A 15825-nucleotide genomic window follows, 5' to 3' on the forward strand; every position below is an offset into this window, starting at 1 on the left:
TCGTGAAGCTTAATCGTTTTGGCAGCGCTGCTGCAGTCCTTTCCGTCGCCGCGCTCGCACTGACCGCCTGCGGATCCGACAATCCAACCGCAGCCGCTGGCTCGGAATCCGCTGACAGCTCGGCAGCAGCCGGCGTCACCGGCACCCTGACCGGCATCGGCGCGTCCAGCCAGAACTCGGCTATGGAAGCCTGGATCACCGGCTTCAAGGCTGAGAATGCAGACGCCAACGTGCAGTACTCGCCAGATGGCTCCGGCGCGGGCCGCGAAGCCTTCCTCGCCGGCGGTGCGCAGTTCGCCGGCTCGGATGCTTACCTGAAGGCCGATGAGGCAACCAAGGCCAAGGAAGTTTGCGGTCCAGAGGGCGCATTCAACATCCCTGCTTACGTCTCCCCGATCGCGATTGCCTTCAACCTCGAAGGCGTTGAAGAGATCAACATGGATGCGGCAACCATCGCCAAGGTGTTCAAGAAGGAAATCACCAAGTGGAACGATGAGGCTATCGCCAGCCAGAACCCGGACGTTGAACTTCCGGACACCGCCATCACCGTGGTGCACCGCAACGATGAGTCCGGCACCACCGAGAACTTCGTCGAGTACCTCTCCGCCGCAGCCGGCGATGTTTGGGACTACGACGTTTCCGGTGACTGGCCAAGCGACATCCAGTCGGAGAACGCCAAGGGCACCTCCGGCGTGGTTTCGACCACCACCTCCACCAACGGTGCCATCACTTACGCCGACTTCTCCGCGGTAGGCAACCTGTCCACCGTAAACGTGAAGGTTGGCGAGGAATACACCAAGATCTCGGCCGAGGCCGCAGCCAAGGCGCTTGAGACCGCTACCGCCGTCGAAGGCGCAGCCGAGAACGACCTGGCTCTGGATCTGGAACGCGACACCACCGAAGCTGGCACCTACCCAATCGTGCTGCTTTCGTACCACATCTTCTGCACCACCTACGAAGATCAGGCTACTGTTGACCTCGTGAAGGCCTTCGGCAACTACGTGATCTCCGAAGACGGCCAGAAGACCGCTCAGGACTCGGCAGGCAACGCCCCAATCTCGGCAGCAATCGCCGAGAAGGCAGCCAAGTCGATCGACGCAATCACCGTCGCCAAGTAGTAACAAGCAGCAACGCAGTATCGCGTGGGCGGATCGATTTGATCCGCCCACGCACCCCCTCCACCCCACGACCTCGCAGTCGTAAACCCCCTCCCTTGTAAAGGCTCCTGCCATGACTACCAATGCTTTGAAAAGCAAGTCATCGACCTCGGGTCAAGCGGGCGATAAGATCTTCTCCGGAACGGCACTTGCCGCCGGTGTGCTGATCCTAGTCACGCTGTTCGCCGTTGCGATCTTCCTGCTCATTCAGGCCCTGCCGACGTTTGTCGCCGATCCGGCTGACATTTCCGGCGGGGAAGGCTTCTTCGCCTATATCTGGCCGATTATTATCGGCACCGTGATCGCCGCGGCGATCGCGCTCCTCATCGCCACGCCCGTAGGCATCGGCGTGGCCCTGTTCATCTCGCACTTCGCTCCGCGCAAGGTCGCCGGCCCGCTGGGCTACGTCATTGACCTGCTTGCCGCGATCCCTTCGGTGATCTACGGCGCCTGGGGTTATATGGTGCTTGCCCCGGCGCTGGTTCCAGCCTTCGAATGGTTGGCAGAGAATCTGGGCTTCATCCCGATTTTCGCCGGTCCTGCCTCGCAGACAGGTAAGACCATGCTCACCGCAGGCATTGTGCTCGCGGTGATGGTATTGCCGATTATCACTTCGCTGAGCCGCGAAATTTTCTTGCAGACTCCGAAGCTCCACGAGGAGGCGGCCCTGGCTTTGGGCGCCACCCGCTGGGAAATGATCACCACGGCGGTGATCCCCTTCGCACGTCCGGGCATCATCTCGGCGGTCATGCTGGGCTTGGGGCGCGCACTGGGTGAAACCATGGCGGTAGCCTTGGTGCTCTCCACCGGCAACCTGATCCCATCGCTGATCAAGACCGGCAACCAGACCATCGCGGCAGAAATCGCCTTGAACTTCCCAGAGGCTTTCGGATTGCGTCTGGCCGAGCTGATCGCCGCTGGCCTGGTCCTGTTCTTGATCACGCTGATCGTGAACATGATCGCCCGTGGCATCATTGCCCGGCACAAGGAATTCTCGGGAGCTAACTGATGAGTGTCATGACTACTAACACCCAAGCGGCCCAGCCGACCCCGCCGAGCCGCAAGCGCAATTCGCTCTCCAAGGGAAAGCTGCCCCGCTGGGCGGTGCCCGCCATCGCGGCCGGCGCTATCATCATCGGTGCCGCGTTCTCCACGCTGACCGGCTTCAACGTCGCAACCTTCGCGATCTACTCGGCGGTGCTCTTCGTGATCGCCGGTACCGTGATTACCACCGCGGTCGAAGGCAGGCGCCAGGGCCGCAACGCCATGTGGACCTACTTGATCTACGGGTCCTTCCTGCTGGCGCTGATCCCGCTGGCCTCGGTGCTCTACACGGTGCTGGAAAAGGGACTGCCGGGGATGAACTCGCACTTCCTGTTCAGCTCCATGAACGGGGTCACCGGTGCGGTGGACAACCAGACCGTAGCTGACGGCGCACCAGTGGTCGGCGGCGCGTACCACGCGCTGATGGGTACGCTGATGATCACCTTGTGGGCTACCGTCATCTCGGTTCCGGTGGGCATGCTCACCGCGGTCTACCTTGTTGAATACGGAAAGAACGGCCCGCTGTCCAAGGCCATCACTTTCTTCGTCGACGTGATGACCGGTATCCCATCCATCGTCGCTGGCCTATTCGCCGCCGCCTTCTTCGGATTGCTCCTCGGTCCGAACGCCCGCATGGGTATCGTAGCGGCCGTCGCGTTGAGCGTGCTGATGATCCCCACGGTGGTGCGTTCCACCGAGGAAATGCTCAAGATCGTTCCGAACGAGTTGCGCGAGGCATCCTACGCGTTGGGTGTGCGCCGCTGGCGCACCATCTTGAAGGTAGTCATCCCCACCGCGATCTCCGGTATCGCCTCCGGCGTCACCCTGGCGATCGCCCGTGTGATCGGTGAGACCGCTCCGATTCTGGTGACCGCAGGCATCGCCAGCAGCATCAACATGAACGTCTTCGCAAACTGGATGTCCACGCTGCCGACCTTCATCTACTACCAGATCCTGACTCCGACCAGCCCAACGAATATCGATCCTTCGGTGCAGCGCGCCTGGGCCGCTGCCCTGCTGCTGATCCTGATGGTGATGGCGCTGAACCTCGGCGCCCGATTGATCGCCTCGCTGTTCGCCCCGAAGAAGGGCCGTTGAGCCTCTAGGCTCCGGCGCTCACCACACTAGATTTCGAAGGAATACACCATGGCAAAACGCATCGACGTCAAAGATCTGAACGTCTACTACTCCAAGTTCCTCGCTGTTGAAGACATCTCGATCAACATCGAACCAAAGTCGGTTACCGCGTTCATCGGCCCCTCGGGCTGCGGCAAGTCGACCTTCCTGCGCACGCTGAACCGCATGCACGAGGTCATCCCCGGCGGCCGCGTCGAGGGTGAAGTGCTGCTGGACGGCGACGACCTCTACGGCCCAGGCGTTGACCCGGTGACCGTGCGCAGCCAGATCGGCATGGTATTCCAGCGTCCGAACCCGTTCCCCACCATGTCCATCAAGGACAATGTGCTGGCCGGGGTGAAGCTCAACGGCAAGAAGATTTCCCGCTCCGATGCGGATTCGCTGGTTGAGAAGTCCTTGCGTGGCGCGAACCTGTGGAATGAAGTCAAGGATCGCTTGGACAAGCCCGGCTCCGGGCTTTCCGGCGGCCAGCAGCAGCGCCTGTGCATCGCGCGCACCATCGCAGTGAAGCCCGACGTGATCTTGATGGATGAGCCTTGCTCGGCGCTTGACCCGATCTCCACGCTTGCCATCGAGGACCTGATCAACGAGCTGAAGAGCGAATTCACCGTGGTGATCGTGACTCACAATATGCAGCAGGCCGCTCGCGTTTCGGATAGGACCGCGTTCTTCAACATCGCCGGTACCGGCAAGCCAGGCAAGCTCATCGAGTACAACGACACTGCTGCCATCTTCTCCAACCCGGAGCAGAAGGCCACCGAGGATTACGTCTCCGGACGCTTCGGATAAAGATTTCGTATGCCGCCCCTATTGCGACGGGGCGGTAGACGGACCGGAAGGGGGGTCTTCCGGGGATCCTGGAGGGGATCACCGCCGGCGGCGCCATGCGAAAGCAAGGCGCCGCTGGTTTTTAACCTCCAATGTAAAGCTCCCTTGACTGTAAAGCACACTTGTCTGTAAAGTTTGGTTTACATACCAAGAGGTTGAATCAGGAGTTGAGATGAATACGAAAACTGCGACCCAATCCAAATGGGGGCGATCGCGCTTCGGCGGCGGCTCGACGACGCTGATCATCACCAGTCTGCTCGTGGGGATCGTGCTCTCCGCCGGTGCTGGCCTGCTCTTCGCCCGACTGAACTACCAGGAAAATTTCGCAATGGCGGCCCTGGTCATGATGGCCGGATTGCTGCCAGTGCTGTCGGTAGCCTGCTGGGCGCTGCTGCTTGACCGGGATACCTTGCGCGGGGCCACCAGGAATCCCGAAATATCGGTCGAAAGCCAGTGGTACGACAAGGCCGCCGTTGGGGTCTTCCAGGATCTTCTGCTCATCTGCGGTCTGGGCGGCGCGGTGTTTTCATTCCTGCAACTCCAGGCGTCGATCGGATTGATTTTAGCCGGCGTCGTTATGCTGGCCATGATCGACTTCGGTGTTCGCTACCTGCTCATAAAGCGAGTTGAAGGGTAGTGGAAAATACTTTGCCCGCACGGCGCTTGGAGCGCGGGCTCTCGCAGCAGGCGCTTGCCGATGAGCTCGGCGTCTCAAGGCAGACAGTCATTTCGCTGGAGAAGGGCCGCTATGACCCTTCCCTGCCGCTGGCATTCAAGCTTGCCGAAGTCTTCGGCTGCAAGATCGAAGACCTCTTCCAGCCGGACGAGAGGTAATAAATGAAGTCCCGGGGGTGCGCCGGAGCCAGTCTTTGGGTTACGTTGGTATGTGACTCGGGGCACTTGCAAGAAAAGAGAAACCGCAATGGGACGCAAGATCTTGCGACGGCGCATTATCCGCGCCACGCTGGGCGGTAGCAGCTTCGTCCGCGAGGAAAAGCTTGCCGGTGAAGAGCCATTGGAAATCCGCTTCGGATCCACCGCCTTCACCACCTCGATGCGCACCCCAGGGGACGACTTCGACTTGGTTGCCGGCTTCCTGCACGCCGAGGGAATTATCGCCCGTTCCGAGCAGCTGACCGCCATGCGGTACTGCATGGGCACGGATGAAGAAGGCAACCAAACCTATAACGTCATCGAGGCCCAATTGGGCTTCGGTGCTCAGCCTCCTGACCTATCCACGGCCCGCAACGTGGTGACCAGCTCGGCCTGCGGCATCTGCGGAACCAACTCCATCGACGAGGTCCGCAAAAAGTCCAGCTATGAACTCGACCCCGAAGTTGGGCAGCTGCAGCTCGCGGTGCTGCTGGCGATGCCGGACACCCTTCGCGAATCCCAGAAGCTCTTCAGCTCCACCGGAGGGGTCCACGCCGCGGGGCTTTTCAGCACCACCGGTGAACTGCTCATTCTTCGCGAAGACGTGGGCAGGCACAACGCCGTGGACAAGGTCATCGGAGCCGCGCTGCGCGATAACCGCCTGCCCCTGAGCCAGACAATCTTGCAGGTCTCCGGACGCGCTTCATTCGAGTTAGTCCAAAAAGCCGCCATGGCGGGAATCCCGGTACTCAGCGCGGTCAGCGCGCCATCCTCGCTAGCCGTAGAGCTGGCAGATGAATGTGGCCTAACGCTGGCCGGATTCTCCCGTGGGAACAGCATCAACCTATACACTCATGCCCAACGCATTTTAGGCACTCAGTAGCTCAGTGGAGGAATACCATGCATCTCCCAGCCCCCAAAGATGACATCAACGAAGATGACCTCAAGGTCGGTGACCCCAAGCGCAGCGCCGCCGGCCTCAAAGCCGTCGCCGTTTCCTTGCAACGCGGCTTCGCGGAAGCGGGGGTAAGCCGCACCCTGCTTTCCATGGCGCGCATCAACCAGCGCGGCGGCTTCGACTGCCCAGGCTGCGCCTGGCCCGAATCGATTACCGGGGCGCGCAAGCCGGCCGAGTTCTGCGAAAACGGCGCCAAGGCCATCGCCGAGGAGGCCAGCGCCCGCATCGTCACCCCGGAGTGGTGGGAGCAGCATCCGATCAGCGTATTGCGCGAAAAAACAGAATACTGGCTGGGCTCGCAGGGACGCATCAGCGCACCGATGATCATCCGCGCCGGAGACACCCACTACAAGCCGATTAGCTGGGCCGAAGCCTTCAGCACCATCGGTGAGCATGTCAACGCCAGCACCCCGGATAAGTGCGTGTTCTACACTTCGGGGCGCACGGCAAACGAGACGGCGTTCATGTATCAGTTGCTCGCGCGCTCGCTGGGCACCAATAACCTGCCGGACTGCTCGAATATGTGCCATGAGTCCTCGGGCTCGGCCATGAACCCGACCATCGGCATCGGCAAGGGAACCGTCTCGCTGGAAGACTTTGACCACGCCGAACTCATCTTCGTGGTCGGCCAGAACCCGGGAACCAATCACCCTCGCATGCTGTCGGCGCTCGCCGACGCACGTAAGCGCGGTGCGAAGATCGTTGCGGTGAATCCGTTGCCAGAGGCCGGATTCTTTGGATTCAAAGACCCGCAGACCGTGGGCGGCATGCTCGGCAAGCCGAGCGAAATCAGCACCCACTTCCTGCAGATCAAGGTTGGCGGAGACTTGGCCCTCTTCCAGGCCTTTGGGCACCTATTGCTCGCCGAGGAAGAGAAGAATCCGGGAACCGTGGTGGACCAAAAGTTCGTCGCCGAGGTGACCGACGGGTTCGAAGCCTACAAGAGCGCCCGCGCAGAACTCGATTGGGAAGCAACCGAAGAGGCCACCGGTCTTAGCCGCGCGCAGATCACCGAGATCGCCGGACTGCTCATTGCTTCCAAGGCCTCCATCTTCTGCTGGGCTCTGGGCCTGACCCAGCAGCCGCACTCGGTGCCGACGCTGAAGGAAATCATCAACCTGCTGCTGCTGCAAGGCAACTTCGGCAAGCCGGGCGCCGGAGCGTGCCCGGTGCGAGGCCACTCCAACGTGCAGGGCGACCGCACCATGGGGATCTGGGAGAAACCCACAGAAGCGCTCCTGGAGTCGCTGGACGCCGAGTTCGGCATCGACTCCCCGCGTGCCCATGGTTACGACTCCACAGAGGCACTGGACGCCTTTGAGCAGGACGAGGTGGACGTGTTCGTCTCCATGGGAGGCAACTTCGCGCTGGCGAACTCCGAAACCGAATTGCTCGAAGCGGGCATGCAGCGCGCCAAGCTCACCGTGCACATTTCCACCAAGCCGAACCGTTCTCACGTGGTGCACGGGCAGACTTCGCTGATCCTGCCGACACTGGGACGCACGGATAAGGACGATAAGCATCCAAAGGGTGCGCAGTTCCTCTCCGTGGAGGACTCGATGTCGGTGATCCACTCGACTCAGGGCCGGCTCACGCCGGTCTCCGAGCATTTGCTGTCTGAACCGGTGATCGTGGCCCGCATGGCCCAAGCCATCCTGGGGGATGACCACGTCGTCAACTGGCGGGCCATGGCCGAGGACTATGACGTGATCCGTGATCATATCGCTCGAGTGCTGCCCGGATTTGAGGACTTCAACCGGCGGGTGCGCGAACGCAATGGTTTCGTGCTGCCCAACGCGCCACGCGATACGCGTTCCTTTGCCACGGATATCGGCAAGGGACGGTTCACGGTCTCACCTTTCGAAGCGCTCAAGGCCCCCGAAGGCCACCTGATTTTGCAGACCATGCGCAGCCATGACCAGTACAACACCACGTTCTACGGGTTGGATGACCGGTACCGCGGCATCAAGGACGGGCGACGGGTGATCCTCATTCACCCGCAGGACCTGACCGAGATGGGCTTCAACGACCGCGAACTGGTGGATGTTATCTCTACCTTCGCGGGAACCGAACGCCGGGCGAACAGGTTCCGTTTGGTTTCCTATCCGACGGCAAAGGGTTGCGCCGCGGCATATTTCCCGGAGGCAAACGCATTGGTGCACCGCGGACTAGTCGCCCGTGAGTCCAACACTCCTGGGTTCAAGGCGATGAGCGTACGCTTTGTGCCGCATACCGAACAGCCCGGCCCAACCTTGGATAGCTAGCCCACCGGATCCATTGCAAGGGCCAGAATCGCCCCGGCGACAATGCATATCACCGGGGTGGCGATCCAGTGTCCGTAGACCTTCATGACGCGGTGCCAGATGACCGATTCGAAAGCCTGGTTCGCTCCGGCGCCGACAATCGAGCTGGTGACCGCTTGAGTGGTTGAAAGCGGTAGGTGCAGCAGCATTGAGCCGACGTAGAGCATGGTCGCTGCCACGCCCTGGGCGACCATGCCGCGCAGCGGATCAAAATTGACTAACCGGCGCGAGAGCGTATAGGTGATCCGCCAGCCGCCGAGGAGTACCCCGAAAGACAGCGCCGATGCAGCGATCACTTGAATGGCCAAGGCGACCGGTCCTGGATCCATGTGGCCGCCGGTGATCAGCACCAGGGTGATCATTGCTGCGGTACGCTGACCGTCCTGCAATCCGAGGCCAAGTGCGACGGCGCAGGCCGTAATAGCCTGGCCCGCCCGCGAGCGGGTGTTGACGTCCCTGGAAGTGTCGTGACGCATCAGCCAAGTTGCGGGAACCACCAGCAGAAAAGAGGCGGCGTAGGCGATGACCGGGGTGACCAGCAGCGGGAGCAGCACCGAGCCGGTGAAAAGGGCTACAGCGCCGCCCAGCGACTCATTTCCAAGCCAGGCATTGGCGACGCCTGCGCCGACCAGGGCAGAGTACAAAGCGTGCGTAGACGAGACAGGTATGCCGCGCCACCAGCACAACAGCAGCCAGGCCCCGGCGGCCAAGAGCGCGGCGATCAATAGCTTCATCCCGACGGTGTCTTCGGGCAGTTGCATGTTCAGCCGGCTGACCAGCACCGTACTGAAGGTAGTGGTCGCCATGGTGCCGATGAAGGCGAATAGGGAGGCGGCGCCGACAGCTATAACCGGGCTCAGCGCACGGGTGCGAACGGCGGCGGCTACGGCTGTAGAGGAGTCCCTGAATCCGTTGAGCACTGCATAACCCAGGGTCAGCACGATGGCGATGGTGGTGAATAAGGGGAGCAAATCCATGAGTTTTCTAGGATTCCTTGACCAGCACGCGGCCGAGGTGGTCGGAGAACTGTCGCAAGGTGTTCGCGGCGAGCAGCAAGTGGTCTGCTACACGCTGATGCTTGTGAATTGTGGAGGCCTTGGAGAAGTTGGCGATTTCGTTGATCCAAACCAGATGAGTCCGTGCTGCACGCTTTGAGTACTGCATCATCTGCAGCCAGTTATCTTCCAAATCATCAAGTTTATTCAGGCTTCGCACGGAGTTGGAGGCGAGTTCGGCAAGTTGAGAGATCAGCTCAAGTTGCTCGGCCGCCCGATCCGAGAGCGGTGTGGAGCCCAGGGTGTTGATGAGTTCGCCGATGCCGCGTAGCTGCTCCATGGTTTCGTGCAGCAGCCGCGAAAACGTGTACATGTCTTCGCGCGGGAGCGGGCTGATGTAACTGGTACGCAGGTGGGTGAGCAAAGCGTGCAGCAGATCCGATGCTTGGGCTTCCGCCGCGGCAAGATTCTTGAGCTGCTCGGGACGGCCCTCGGGATTGCCGATCATCTCGGAAACGCTGGCCACCGAATTGCGAATGGTGATTGCCAGGTCAGACAGCAATTCAATACCGCGAGATGCTGAAGGAAAGATTTTGAACTTCACGTTGCTCGGCGCACCATTCATCTTAGGTCATCGTTTTGGTACTAACGCTGAACAGTTTACGTCGTGAAGGTTAACTACGAAACGTATGTGATGCCGGACCGGGAACGCCTCTCGGCGGAAGGCCGCTCGAAGCGGCAGAATATTGGAGCCCGGGGTTACCAGCGGCCCGGCACCGTCTACTAGTTTTCTCGTACTAAGCGCTTGCTGTCAACCACAGCTCGTGTCGCGTGCGCATTGTCACGTTATTTGCGCAGTGATTTCTCGATGCCGCTGAGGCACAGCAAGCCACAGCAGAACCAAATTGCCCCGGCAGGCCCCGCACCCACCGCCACGGTACTCGCTGCCATGGGCAAGACCACCTGGCCTAGCCTGTTACCCATCAGGCGGACCGCGAGTGCTGCTCCGCGGTCCTGCGAGGGCACGGAGGTGGAAACCATGGTCATGGTCACCGGCTGCCCCATGCCGAGGAAGAATCCGCCGATAAGCAGGGCCAATCCGGCGAGCCAGAGCGTATCGATGAACACGGGCGCAATGGCGATGGTAATGCCAGCGGTGTACAAGCTGGTCAGCAGCATTGCCTTGCGACTGAAATGCCGTGAGATCCAAGGAAGGAAGAGCCGCGAGACCACCGACGCGCTACCTCGAATGGCCAGCAAGGCGCCCACCGCGGCAGGCGTCACGCCATGCTTCTCTGCCACCAGGGGGAGGAACGCGGTCAGGATGTCCAAGATTGACAGCAGCGTCAGCGAGGCGAGCATATGCGAGGGCATGCCTTTGACCTTGAGAATCGAAACCATCGAAGCTTGCGGCTTAGGCGCCGAGCTGGCAGCCACCTTCTTGATTTTCGGCTGAAGATTAGGCAAGAGCAATGGAATTGCAAGTAAAGCGCAGGCGCCGCCGATCCACAGCGAAAGATTGATATCTGCAATGCGTTCGGGGGAGTCGGCCACCGTTGAGGTGCCGAGAATGATTCCTGCGATCAGCGGCCCGAGGAACTGACCGGCCGAATACGCGGCAGTGAACCAGCCGAAACCCTTATCCAGCTGATCGTCGGGAAAGTAGCGGGCAATGGAAGATTGCCCGCCAATGGTGAACATCAAATGCCCCATGCCCAGTACGGCGCTGGCGACTGCCACCATGATGTATCCCTGCGCGGTGGCAATGCCCAATGAACCCAGGCCCATGAGGCCGGCTCCGGCGAGCATGAGAAAACGAATCTTGGGGATGCGCGAACTGAAGCGTCCCAGCCACACCGCTGTGACCATTGGCAGCAGGGCGTATGCCGCGGTGGCGAGCCCAACGGTGACCGGTCCGGCATCCAGGGATATGAGCTTGTACGTGGTGACCGGTCGAACGAGGTTTAGCGTGGTCTGGGAAAGCAGGGCGGTAGCGACTAGTACCAGCAGCCATCGGAGGGTTCCAGAAGCTGCATTATTGGCTTCCGCGCCCACTATGCCTACCTTTTTGCCGACGTCAGTATATTAATCAATCCTAATGGCTAGCACTAGGTAATCAGTCCAGCGTGCCCTGTCGCCAGAGGCGGGCACAGGCCTCTAAGTCCTCTGCGGTATTCGCCATTGATTTGGCCCTGGCAGTCAGTTTTGTGCCACGGGTTTCATGCGCGAGATCTGCCGCGTCTGCATGTTCGGTCATTCCCAACGCGAGAACCCTGCAATAGGCTGCGGTGCGTTCAAGCGCGTGGGCAAAGTCGCCGTCGAAGGCACCGGAAAGGATAGAGGTTGCCATGTTCTTAAGCTCTTCACCCGTCGGAGGTTCGGCGACACCGGCCACCAGGCGTTCCACCTCGGCACGGTGGGATCCGGCGCGGAAACGTGCAGACATGGTCTCAGCGTTATTCATGGTTGCCGCGCGGATGGCATAGAGGCGCCACAAAGCTCCCGGCAACGACCTTGCAGGGGCATCGGACCAGAGCTCCGCAAGAACTTCTAGGCCTTCGGTTTCGGCGACCTGAATTAGCCTTTGCGAAACATCTGGATCTTCATTCGCGATGCCGCGGCGAATGAAGGCCTGCGCCGAAAGATGGGCTGCTTCCGAGATGCGCGCCGGATCGGCACCGCCCTCGTACGGGTCGAAATCTAGGGGAGCGAAGGGCCGTGGCTTGTGATGTCTGAACCCTGAGACTTGGCCAACTTTGGATCCTGCGCGTGCACCTTTCATGGCTTCGAGACTACTCCTCTTTAGTGGATGGCGCCCCATTGGGCTAGGTGTGAAACGAGGCATACAAAAAACCGGTCAGGCACGCAAAGCGTAGGGATTTTCTGCGAGATGCGAAGCCGGTAGTGGCGTGACTCAACCGCAATGCCAAAGAAGAACCGTATTGCTCCCGGATGATTCGGGCCGCTGCCAGCTGGCCGAGGAACTCCTTCAACGCCACGAAAAATCACTCGATTAAGTATGAAACGCTACTTCGGGTATTATGGATTTTGGCTTAGGCCGTGCGCCTTTAGCTCAGTTGGTAGAGCACTGGACTTTTAATCCATTGGTCGCGGGTTCGAACCCCGCAGGGCGCACAAATGAGAACCGGCTCCCACTTGGTAAAATAGGTGGGAGCCGGTTCTTTTCATGAGTAGTCACACCTCGGATGGACCAGCGCCTTTACCAGCTCTCAATCTGCGAGAACTCGCGAATGAGGCGGAACGGTTTGTCGTAGAACGCGATTCCATGGGAACGCGTCCCGCCCCGCGTGGCGGGAATGATTTTGTAGTAATCGTGCTCCCAAACGAGCATCGTGGGTTGGTCGATCGAGGATTCGTCCCAATCCTTCGGAATTGTTGGAGTGCAGATCCACAGCTCACTTTCGAAGTCACTGAGATTATTAGTGGCAGTTTTCCAGTCTCGCCGGCCCGCTAGTATCTCCTGGTTCGGAATTTAGGACACTGGAGAGTATCTCTCCCTGATCCGGGGCGATCTTCTGCACCTGGCGTAGTGCGGCATGGACCTCGCGCGAATCCTCCGCATTGCATAGATCACGCACCGCTTGGTTGAGGCGGTTTTGGCGATGGACAGCGCGTTCCTTGATTTCCCAGCGTTCGCGCTCACGGCGAATCTCGATGGTAGAGCGCTGATGTCGTTTCTTGCTGACGACCACGGGAAGCTCCTGAAAGCTGAGTGGATTGTTGCCAGTCAGTTCAGTCTAGGAGCGGTTGGAGAAGTGGGGGGTTACTTCAGGAGATCTGTGGATAACTAGCCCTAGTTGTCATCAGGCCAATGTTGCCAAGAATTCTGTGACGCGTTGCATGACTAAGGCTCGCGCTGCCGGATCGCAGGATGGCAGCGAGTTGTCGGTGAAGAGGTGCTTAGCGCCGGCATAAGTGTAGAGCTGAGCAATCCCTGCCCCGGGCCCAGCAACAAATTCTGAGGCCGCTGCCAGGTCGCCTTCCAACGCGAAGAATGGATCGGTGTCCACGCCATGGATCTGGGCTTTTAGCGCCTTCGGCCAGGGGCCGAAACCCCATTCGGCATCCAGATCAACGAAGGATTCCAAAAGTACGGCGGCCAAGGCTCCGGGCCGCTGCTGGGCATACTGCTGCGCCAGCGCGGCTCCCCATGAGGTGCCGATGTAGACCAAATTGCTCGGCAGGGCATCAAGCAGGCCGGAGATCCGGCGTGCAACCTCCGCATCTCCGATCTGCTTGGCCAGTTGCAGGCCGGCCTCGATGGTTTCTGGTTGGGCACCGTCATATAGATCGGGGGTATGCACCGTGTGGCCAGCGGTCTCCAGCTCATCGGCCATGGCTAGAACGCCGGGCGTGAGACCTTGGACGTGGTGAAATAAGAGGATCTCGGCCATCGGGGCTCCCAGCAGAGGCGGGTGGTTACACCACCGAGCCTATGACCCTAAGTCGTTCGGGTCAATGAGTCCTCTAGCGTTCGTCTACTAGATTCTCTATCCGTTGAGGCAGGTGCTCGATAGCCAAATCCCAGCCTGGCATTTGACTGTTGATCTCCACGCTGTAACCCTCGGTCAGCATGAACTCGGCACAGGTGAGGGTCTCCTGTCCGGAGCCGGTTTCATAAATGAATGCTCGTCGAATGTCGTTCCAGAGCAGAGTTGCAGACTGATCGATGACCAAGCCGGTGGTGACTACTTCGACGGTGCGCTGGGGGTAGGACATTTTCAACTTGCTTTCGGGGTCCTCGGCGGTGTGCTTTGATCAAGTGTAAACCGGCAACACACCGCCAAGGGGCTACCGAACCGGCGTGGGATAGGACTTAGTCATGGTTCCTTCCGCGGACAGCTCCAGCAAGTAGTCCAAATTCAGTTTGTCCAGGAAATGCTGATCGTGGCTGACTACCAATAATGAGCCGCGATAAAGGGCTAACGCCTCACAGAGTTGTCGCACACTATCGAGATCCAGATTATTTGTCGGCTCATCGAGAATGAGTAGTTGCACGGGAGGTTCGGCCAGCAGCAGCGAAGCTAGGTAAACGCGAAAACGCTCGCCGCCGGAAAGCGCAGACAACGGACGGTCAATGCTTGCTCCGCGGAGCAATAAGCGTGCAAGCATATTCCGCACCTGGCCGGGTGTAGCCGATGGTGCCACCTCGCTAACGTTTTCGATGGCACTACGTTCTTCGTCAAGCCCGATAAGCAGCTGTGGCAGGTAGCCAACTCGATCCAGATAGAGTTTTCCAGACGGTCCGGCCTCCGCATCAGATCCGGAGAGCAGCTGGCGCAACAACGTGGTCTTGCCCGACCCATTGGGGCCAACAAGTCCCACGCGTTCGGGCCCTTGGATGATGTGATTGCCCGTAGCTGAAGTCAGTTGGGCAACCTGTTTGCTGGCAGGCAGTTTCGGATCTGGTAGTTCCAAATTGATGTGCTCAACCTGTCGGACTCGTTCCTCGGCCTGATCGAGCCTTGACCGTGCGCTGTCAACCTTGCCGTCGAGATTCGAGCGCATCTTGCCAGCGTTAGCTTCGGACTTTTGGCGTAGATGATTAGCCAGAATCTTGGGGAGGCCTCCTCCTAATTGCTCGGCTCGCCCCTTGCGCTTGGCGCGGGCGAGTTTGGTTTCGGCTTCGACGCGTTGGCGTTTTTCCACCTTTAATGAAGCATTAGCCGTTTTTGCAGCCTGCTCGGCCGCCTGTTGCTCGATCTCCAATTGCTCGCGGTATGCGCTGTAGGGGCCGCCGAAAACTCGTAGCTTTCCAGCGTACAGCTCCACTGTGTGTTCCATGAGCTCAAGCATTTCAAGGTCGTGGCTGACCACGACCAACGTGCCCTTCCAGGAACGCACGAGTCCGTACAGCAATTCACGGGTTGGCGCGTCGAGGTTGTTCGTTGGCTCGTCGAGCAGCGTGATGGGCAATTCGGCTAGCCGCAGTCCGATCACTGCGAGCAGCATCGCTTCGCCACCGGATAACGTGCCGACTCGGCGATCCAGGTCCAGCGTTCCGAATCCTAAGGGACTCAGTTCGGCTTCCAATCGGGCCTCCAAATCCCAGCTGTCTCCAACCGCATCAAAATCTGCCGGGTCGACGCTACCGGCTTCAATGGCTTTCAGCGCGCGATATGTTTCATCGATCCCTAGCAGTTCGGTCATGGTGGTGTCCTGATGCAAGGTGAGAGTTTGCGGTAGGTAGGCGAGATCTTCCGAGGATTCCACCGAACCTTCGCTGGGGGTCAGTTGCCCGGCAATGAGTTTCAGCAAAGTTGATTTGCCGCTGCCGTTCGCACCGGTGAGTCCGGTGCGCCCCGAGGGAAAGGTTCCTTCCAAGGCGGAAAGAGCGCGCTCGCCGGTGGGCCAGCTGAAACTGAGATTGTGCAGGGTGATTGGTGAAGTCAAAGACATAGGTGGCTCTCCCACGGGTGTGAAGAGGCTACCGACCTGAGGGATCGCGAAGCTGGCTCAACTTGAGGAGCCATAAAAAAGGGATACCGTAGCCGGTAGCCAAAATGAAC

General features: G+C 59.8%; 16 protein-coding genes and 1 tRNA gene. 9 read left to right on the plus strand and 8 right to left on the minus strand.

The window, feature by feature from the left end:
* Positions 1-2: 2 nt before the first annotated feature.
* The 8 genes from pstS (at position 3) to LG294_RS00650 (ending at position 8261) form a co-directional block, all read left to right on the plus strand.
* A complete protein-coding gene (gene pstS / locus LG294_RS00615; protein WP_404288524.1) occupies positions 3-1118 on the plus strand; it encodes a phosphate ABC transporter substrate-binding protein PstS in 1116 nt (371 codons plus the stop codon).
* A gap of 112 nt (positions 1119-1230) precedes the next feature.
* Positions 1231-2166: a phosphate ABC transporter permease subunit PstC gene (gene pstC, locus LG294_RS00620; RefSeq protein ID WP_404288526.1), complete on the plus strand. Its 936-nt coding sequence runs from the start codon at positions 1231-1233 to the stop codon at positions 2164-2166.
* The gene (gene pstA / locus LG294_RS00625; RefSeq protein ID WP_404288528.1) at positions 2166-3299 is read left to right on the plus strand and encodes a phosphate ABC transporter permease PstA; all 1134 of its coding nucleotides are present in this window, start codon (positions 2166-2168) and stop codon (positions 3297-3299) included. The genes pstC and pstA overlap by 1 nt, the downstream gene beginning before the upstream one ends.
* Before the next feature lie 48 nt (positions 3300-3347).
* Positions 3348-4127, plus strand: a complete 780-nt coding sequence (gene pstB, locus LG294_RS00630) for a phosphate ABC transporter ATP-binding protein PstB (protein ID WP_404288530.1) — start codon at positions 3348-3350, stop codon at positions 4125-4127.
* A gap of 211 nt (positions 4128-4338) precedes the next feature.
* A complete protein-coding gene (locus LG294_RS00635) occupies positions 4339-4803 on the plus strand; it encodes a hypothetical protein (RefSeq protein WP_404288532.1) in 465 nt (154 codons plus the stop codon).
* Positions 4803-5000 carry a helix-turn-helix transcriptional regulator gene (locus LG294_RS00640; RefSeq protein ID WP_404288534.1) on the plus strand — a complete coding sequence of 66 codons (198 nt, stop codon included), beginning with the start codon at positions 4803-4805 and terminating at the stop codon, positions 4998-5000. Before LG294_RS00635 ends, LG294_RS00640 begins: the two co-directional genes overlap by 1 nt.
* A gap of 88 nt (positions 5001-5088) precedes the next feature.
* Entirely contained in the window at positions 5089-5922 is an 834-nt protein-coding gene (fdhD, locus tag LG294_RS00645) for a formate dehydrogenase accessory sulfurtransferase FdhD (protein ID WP_404288535.1), read from the plus strand.
* 17 nt (positions 5923-5939) lie between these two features.
* Complete coding sequence (locus tag LG294_RS00650; protein WP_404288537.1) at positions 5940-8261, plus strand: FdhF/YdeP family oxidoreductase; 2322 nt, start codon at positions 5940-5942, stop codon at positions 8259-8261.
* Here the strand turns inward: LG294_RS00650 and LG294_RS00655 are convergent.
* The 4 genes from LG294_RS00655 to LG294_RS00670 all read right to left on the minus strand — a co-directional run bounded on the left by LG294_RS00655 (position 8258) and on the right by LG294_RS00670 (position 12077).
* Positions 8258-9277 (minus strand): anion permease, encoded by a 1020-nt coding sequence (locus LG294_RS00655; RefSeq protein ID WP_404288539.1) that lies wholly within the window; start codon positions 9275-9277, stop codon positions 8258-8260. The genes LG294_RS00650 and LG294_RS00655 overlap by 4 nt on opposite strands.
* 7 nt (positions 9278-9284) lie before the next feature.
* Positions 9285-9899, minus strand: coding sequence for a hypothetical protein (locus LG294_RS00660; RefSeq protein ID WP_404288541.1), 615 nt, complete (start codon positions 9897-9899; stop codon positions 9285-9287).
* Between the two features lie 242 nt (positions 9900-10141).
* Positions 10142-11350 carry an MFS transporter gene (locus tag LG294_RS00665; protein ID WP_404288543.1) on the minus strand — a complete coding sequence of 403 codons (1209 nt, stop codon included), beginning with the start codon at positions 11348-11350 and terminating at the stop codon, positions 10142-10144.
* A 61-nt stretch (positions 11351-11411) separates the two neighbouring features.
* Positions 11412-12077 carry a hypothetical protein gene (locus LG294_RS00670; protein ID WP_404288545.1) on the minus strand — a complete coding sequence of 222 codons (666 nt, stop codon included), beginning with the start codon at positions 12075-12077 and terminating at the stop codon, positions 11412-11414.
* 280 nt (positions 12078-12357) lie between these two features.
* Here LG294_RS00670 and LG294_RS00675 point away from each other — a divergent pair.
* Positions 12358-12430, plus strand: a tRNA-Lys gene (locus LG294_RS00675).
* 305 nt (positions 12431-12735) lie between these two features.
* Here LG294_RS00675 and LG294_RS00680 read toward each other — a convergent pair.
* From LG294_RS00680 to LG294_RS00695, 4 genes are all read right to left on the minus strand, one after another.
* Positions 12736-13008, minus strand: coding sequence for a hypothetical protein (locus LG294_RS00680; RefSeq protein WP_404288547.1), 273 nt, complete (start codon positions 13006-13008; stop codon positions 12736-12738).
* Positions 13009-13119: 111 nt separating this feature from the next.
* On the minus strand, positions 13120-13710 hold the full coding sequence (locus LG294_RS00685) for a dienelactone hydrolase family protein (RefSeq protein WP_404288549.1): 591 nt from the start codon (positions 13708-13710) through the stop codon (positions 13120-13122).
* A 73-nt stretch (positions 13711-13783) separates the two neighbouring features.
* Positions 13784-14035, minus strand: a complete 252-nt coding sequence (locus LG294_RS00690) for a hypothetical protein (RefSeq protein WP_404288551.1) — start codon at positions 14033-14035, stop codon at positions 13784-13786.
* A 72-nt stretch (positions 14036-14107) separates the two neighbouring features.
* A complete protein-coding gene (locus tag LG294_RS00695; protein WP_404288553.1) occupies positions 14108-15715 on the minus strand; it encodes an ABC-F family ATP-binding cassette domain-containing protein in 1608 nt (535 codons plus the stop codon).
* Positions 15716-15825: the final 110 nt, after the last annotated feature.

The sequence above is a fragment of the Glutamicibacter arilaitensis genome, assembly GCF_044793945.1.
Taxonomy (GTDB): domain Bacteria; phylum Actinomycetota; class Actinomycetes; order Actinomycetales; family Micrococcaceae; genus Glutamicibacter; species Glutamicibacter arilaitensis_B.

Bases quoted from the DNA above. Each gene is read 5' to 3' on its own strand.
- pstC (WP_404288526.1), top strand. From the start codon at position 1,231: ATGACTACCAATGCTTTGAAAAGCAAGTCATCGACCTCGGGTCAAGCG.
- pstB (WP_404288530.1), top strand. From the start codon at position 3,348: ATGGCAAAACGCATCGACGTCAAAGATCTGAACGTCTACTACTCCAAG.
- fdhD (WP_404288535.1), top strand. From the start codon at position 5,089: ATGGGACGCAAGATCTTGCGACGGCGCATTATCCGCGCCACGCTGGGC.
- LG294_RS00650 (WP_404288537.1), top strand. From the start codon at position 5,940: ATGCATCTCCCAGCCCCCAAAGATGACATCAACGAAGATGACCTCAAG.
- pstA (WP_404288528.1), top strand. From the start codon at position 2,166: ATGAGTGTCATGACTACTAACACCCAAGCGGCCCAGCCGACCCCGCCG.
- LG294_RS00690 (WP_404288551.1), bottom strand. From the start codon at position 14,035: ATGTCCTACCCCCAGCGCACCGTCGAAGTAGTCACCACCGGCTTGGTC.
- LG294_RS00670 (WP_404288545.1), bottom strand. From the start codon at position 12,077: ATGAAAGGTGCACGCGCAGGATCCAAAGTTGGCCAAGTCTCAGGGTTC.
- LG294_RS00695 (WP_404288553.1), bottom strand. From the start codon at position 15,715: ATGTCTTTGACTTCACCAATCACCCTGCACAATCTCAGTTTCAGCTGG.
- LG294_RS00635 (WP_404288532.1), top strand. From the start codon at position 4,339: ATGAATACGAAAACTGCGACCCAATCCAAATGGGGGCGATCGCGCTTC.
- LG294_RS00655 (WP_404288539.1), bottom strand. From the start codon at position 9,277: ATGGATTTGCTCCCCTTATTCACCACCATCGCCATCGTGCTGACCCTG.
- LG294_RS00685 (WP_404288549.1), bottom strand. From the start codon at position 13,710: ATGGCCGAGATCCTCTTATTTCACCACGTCCAAGGTCTCACGCCCGGC.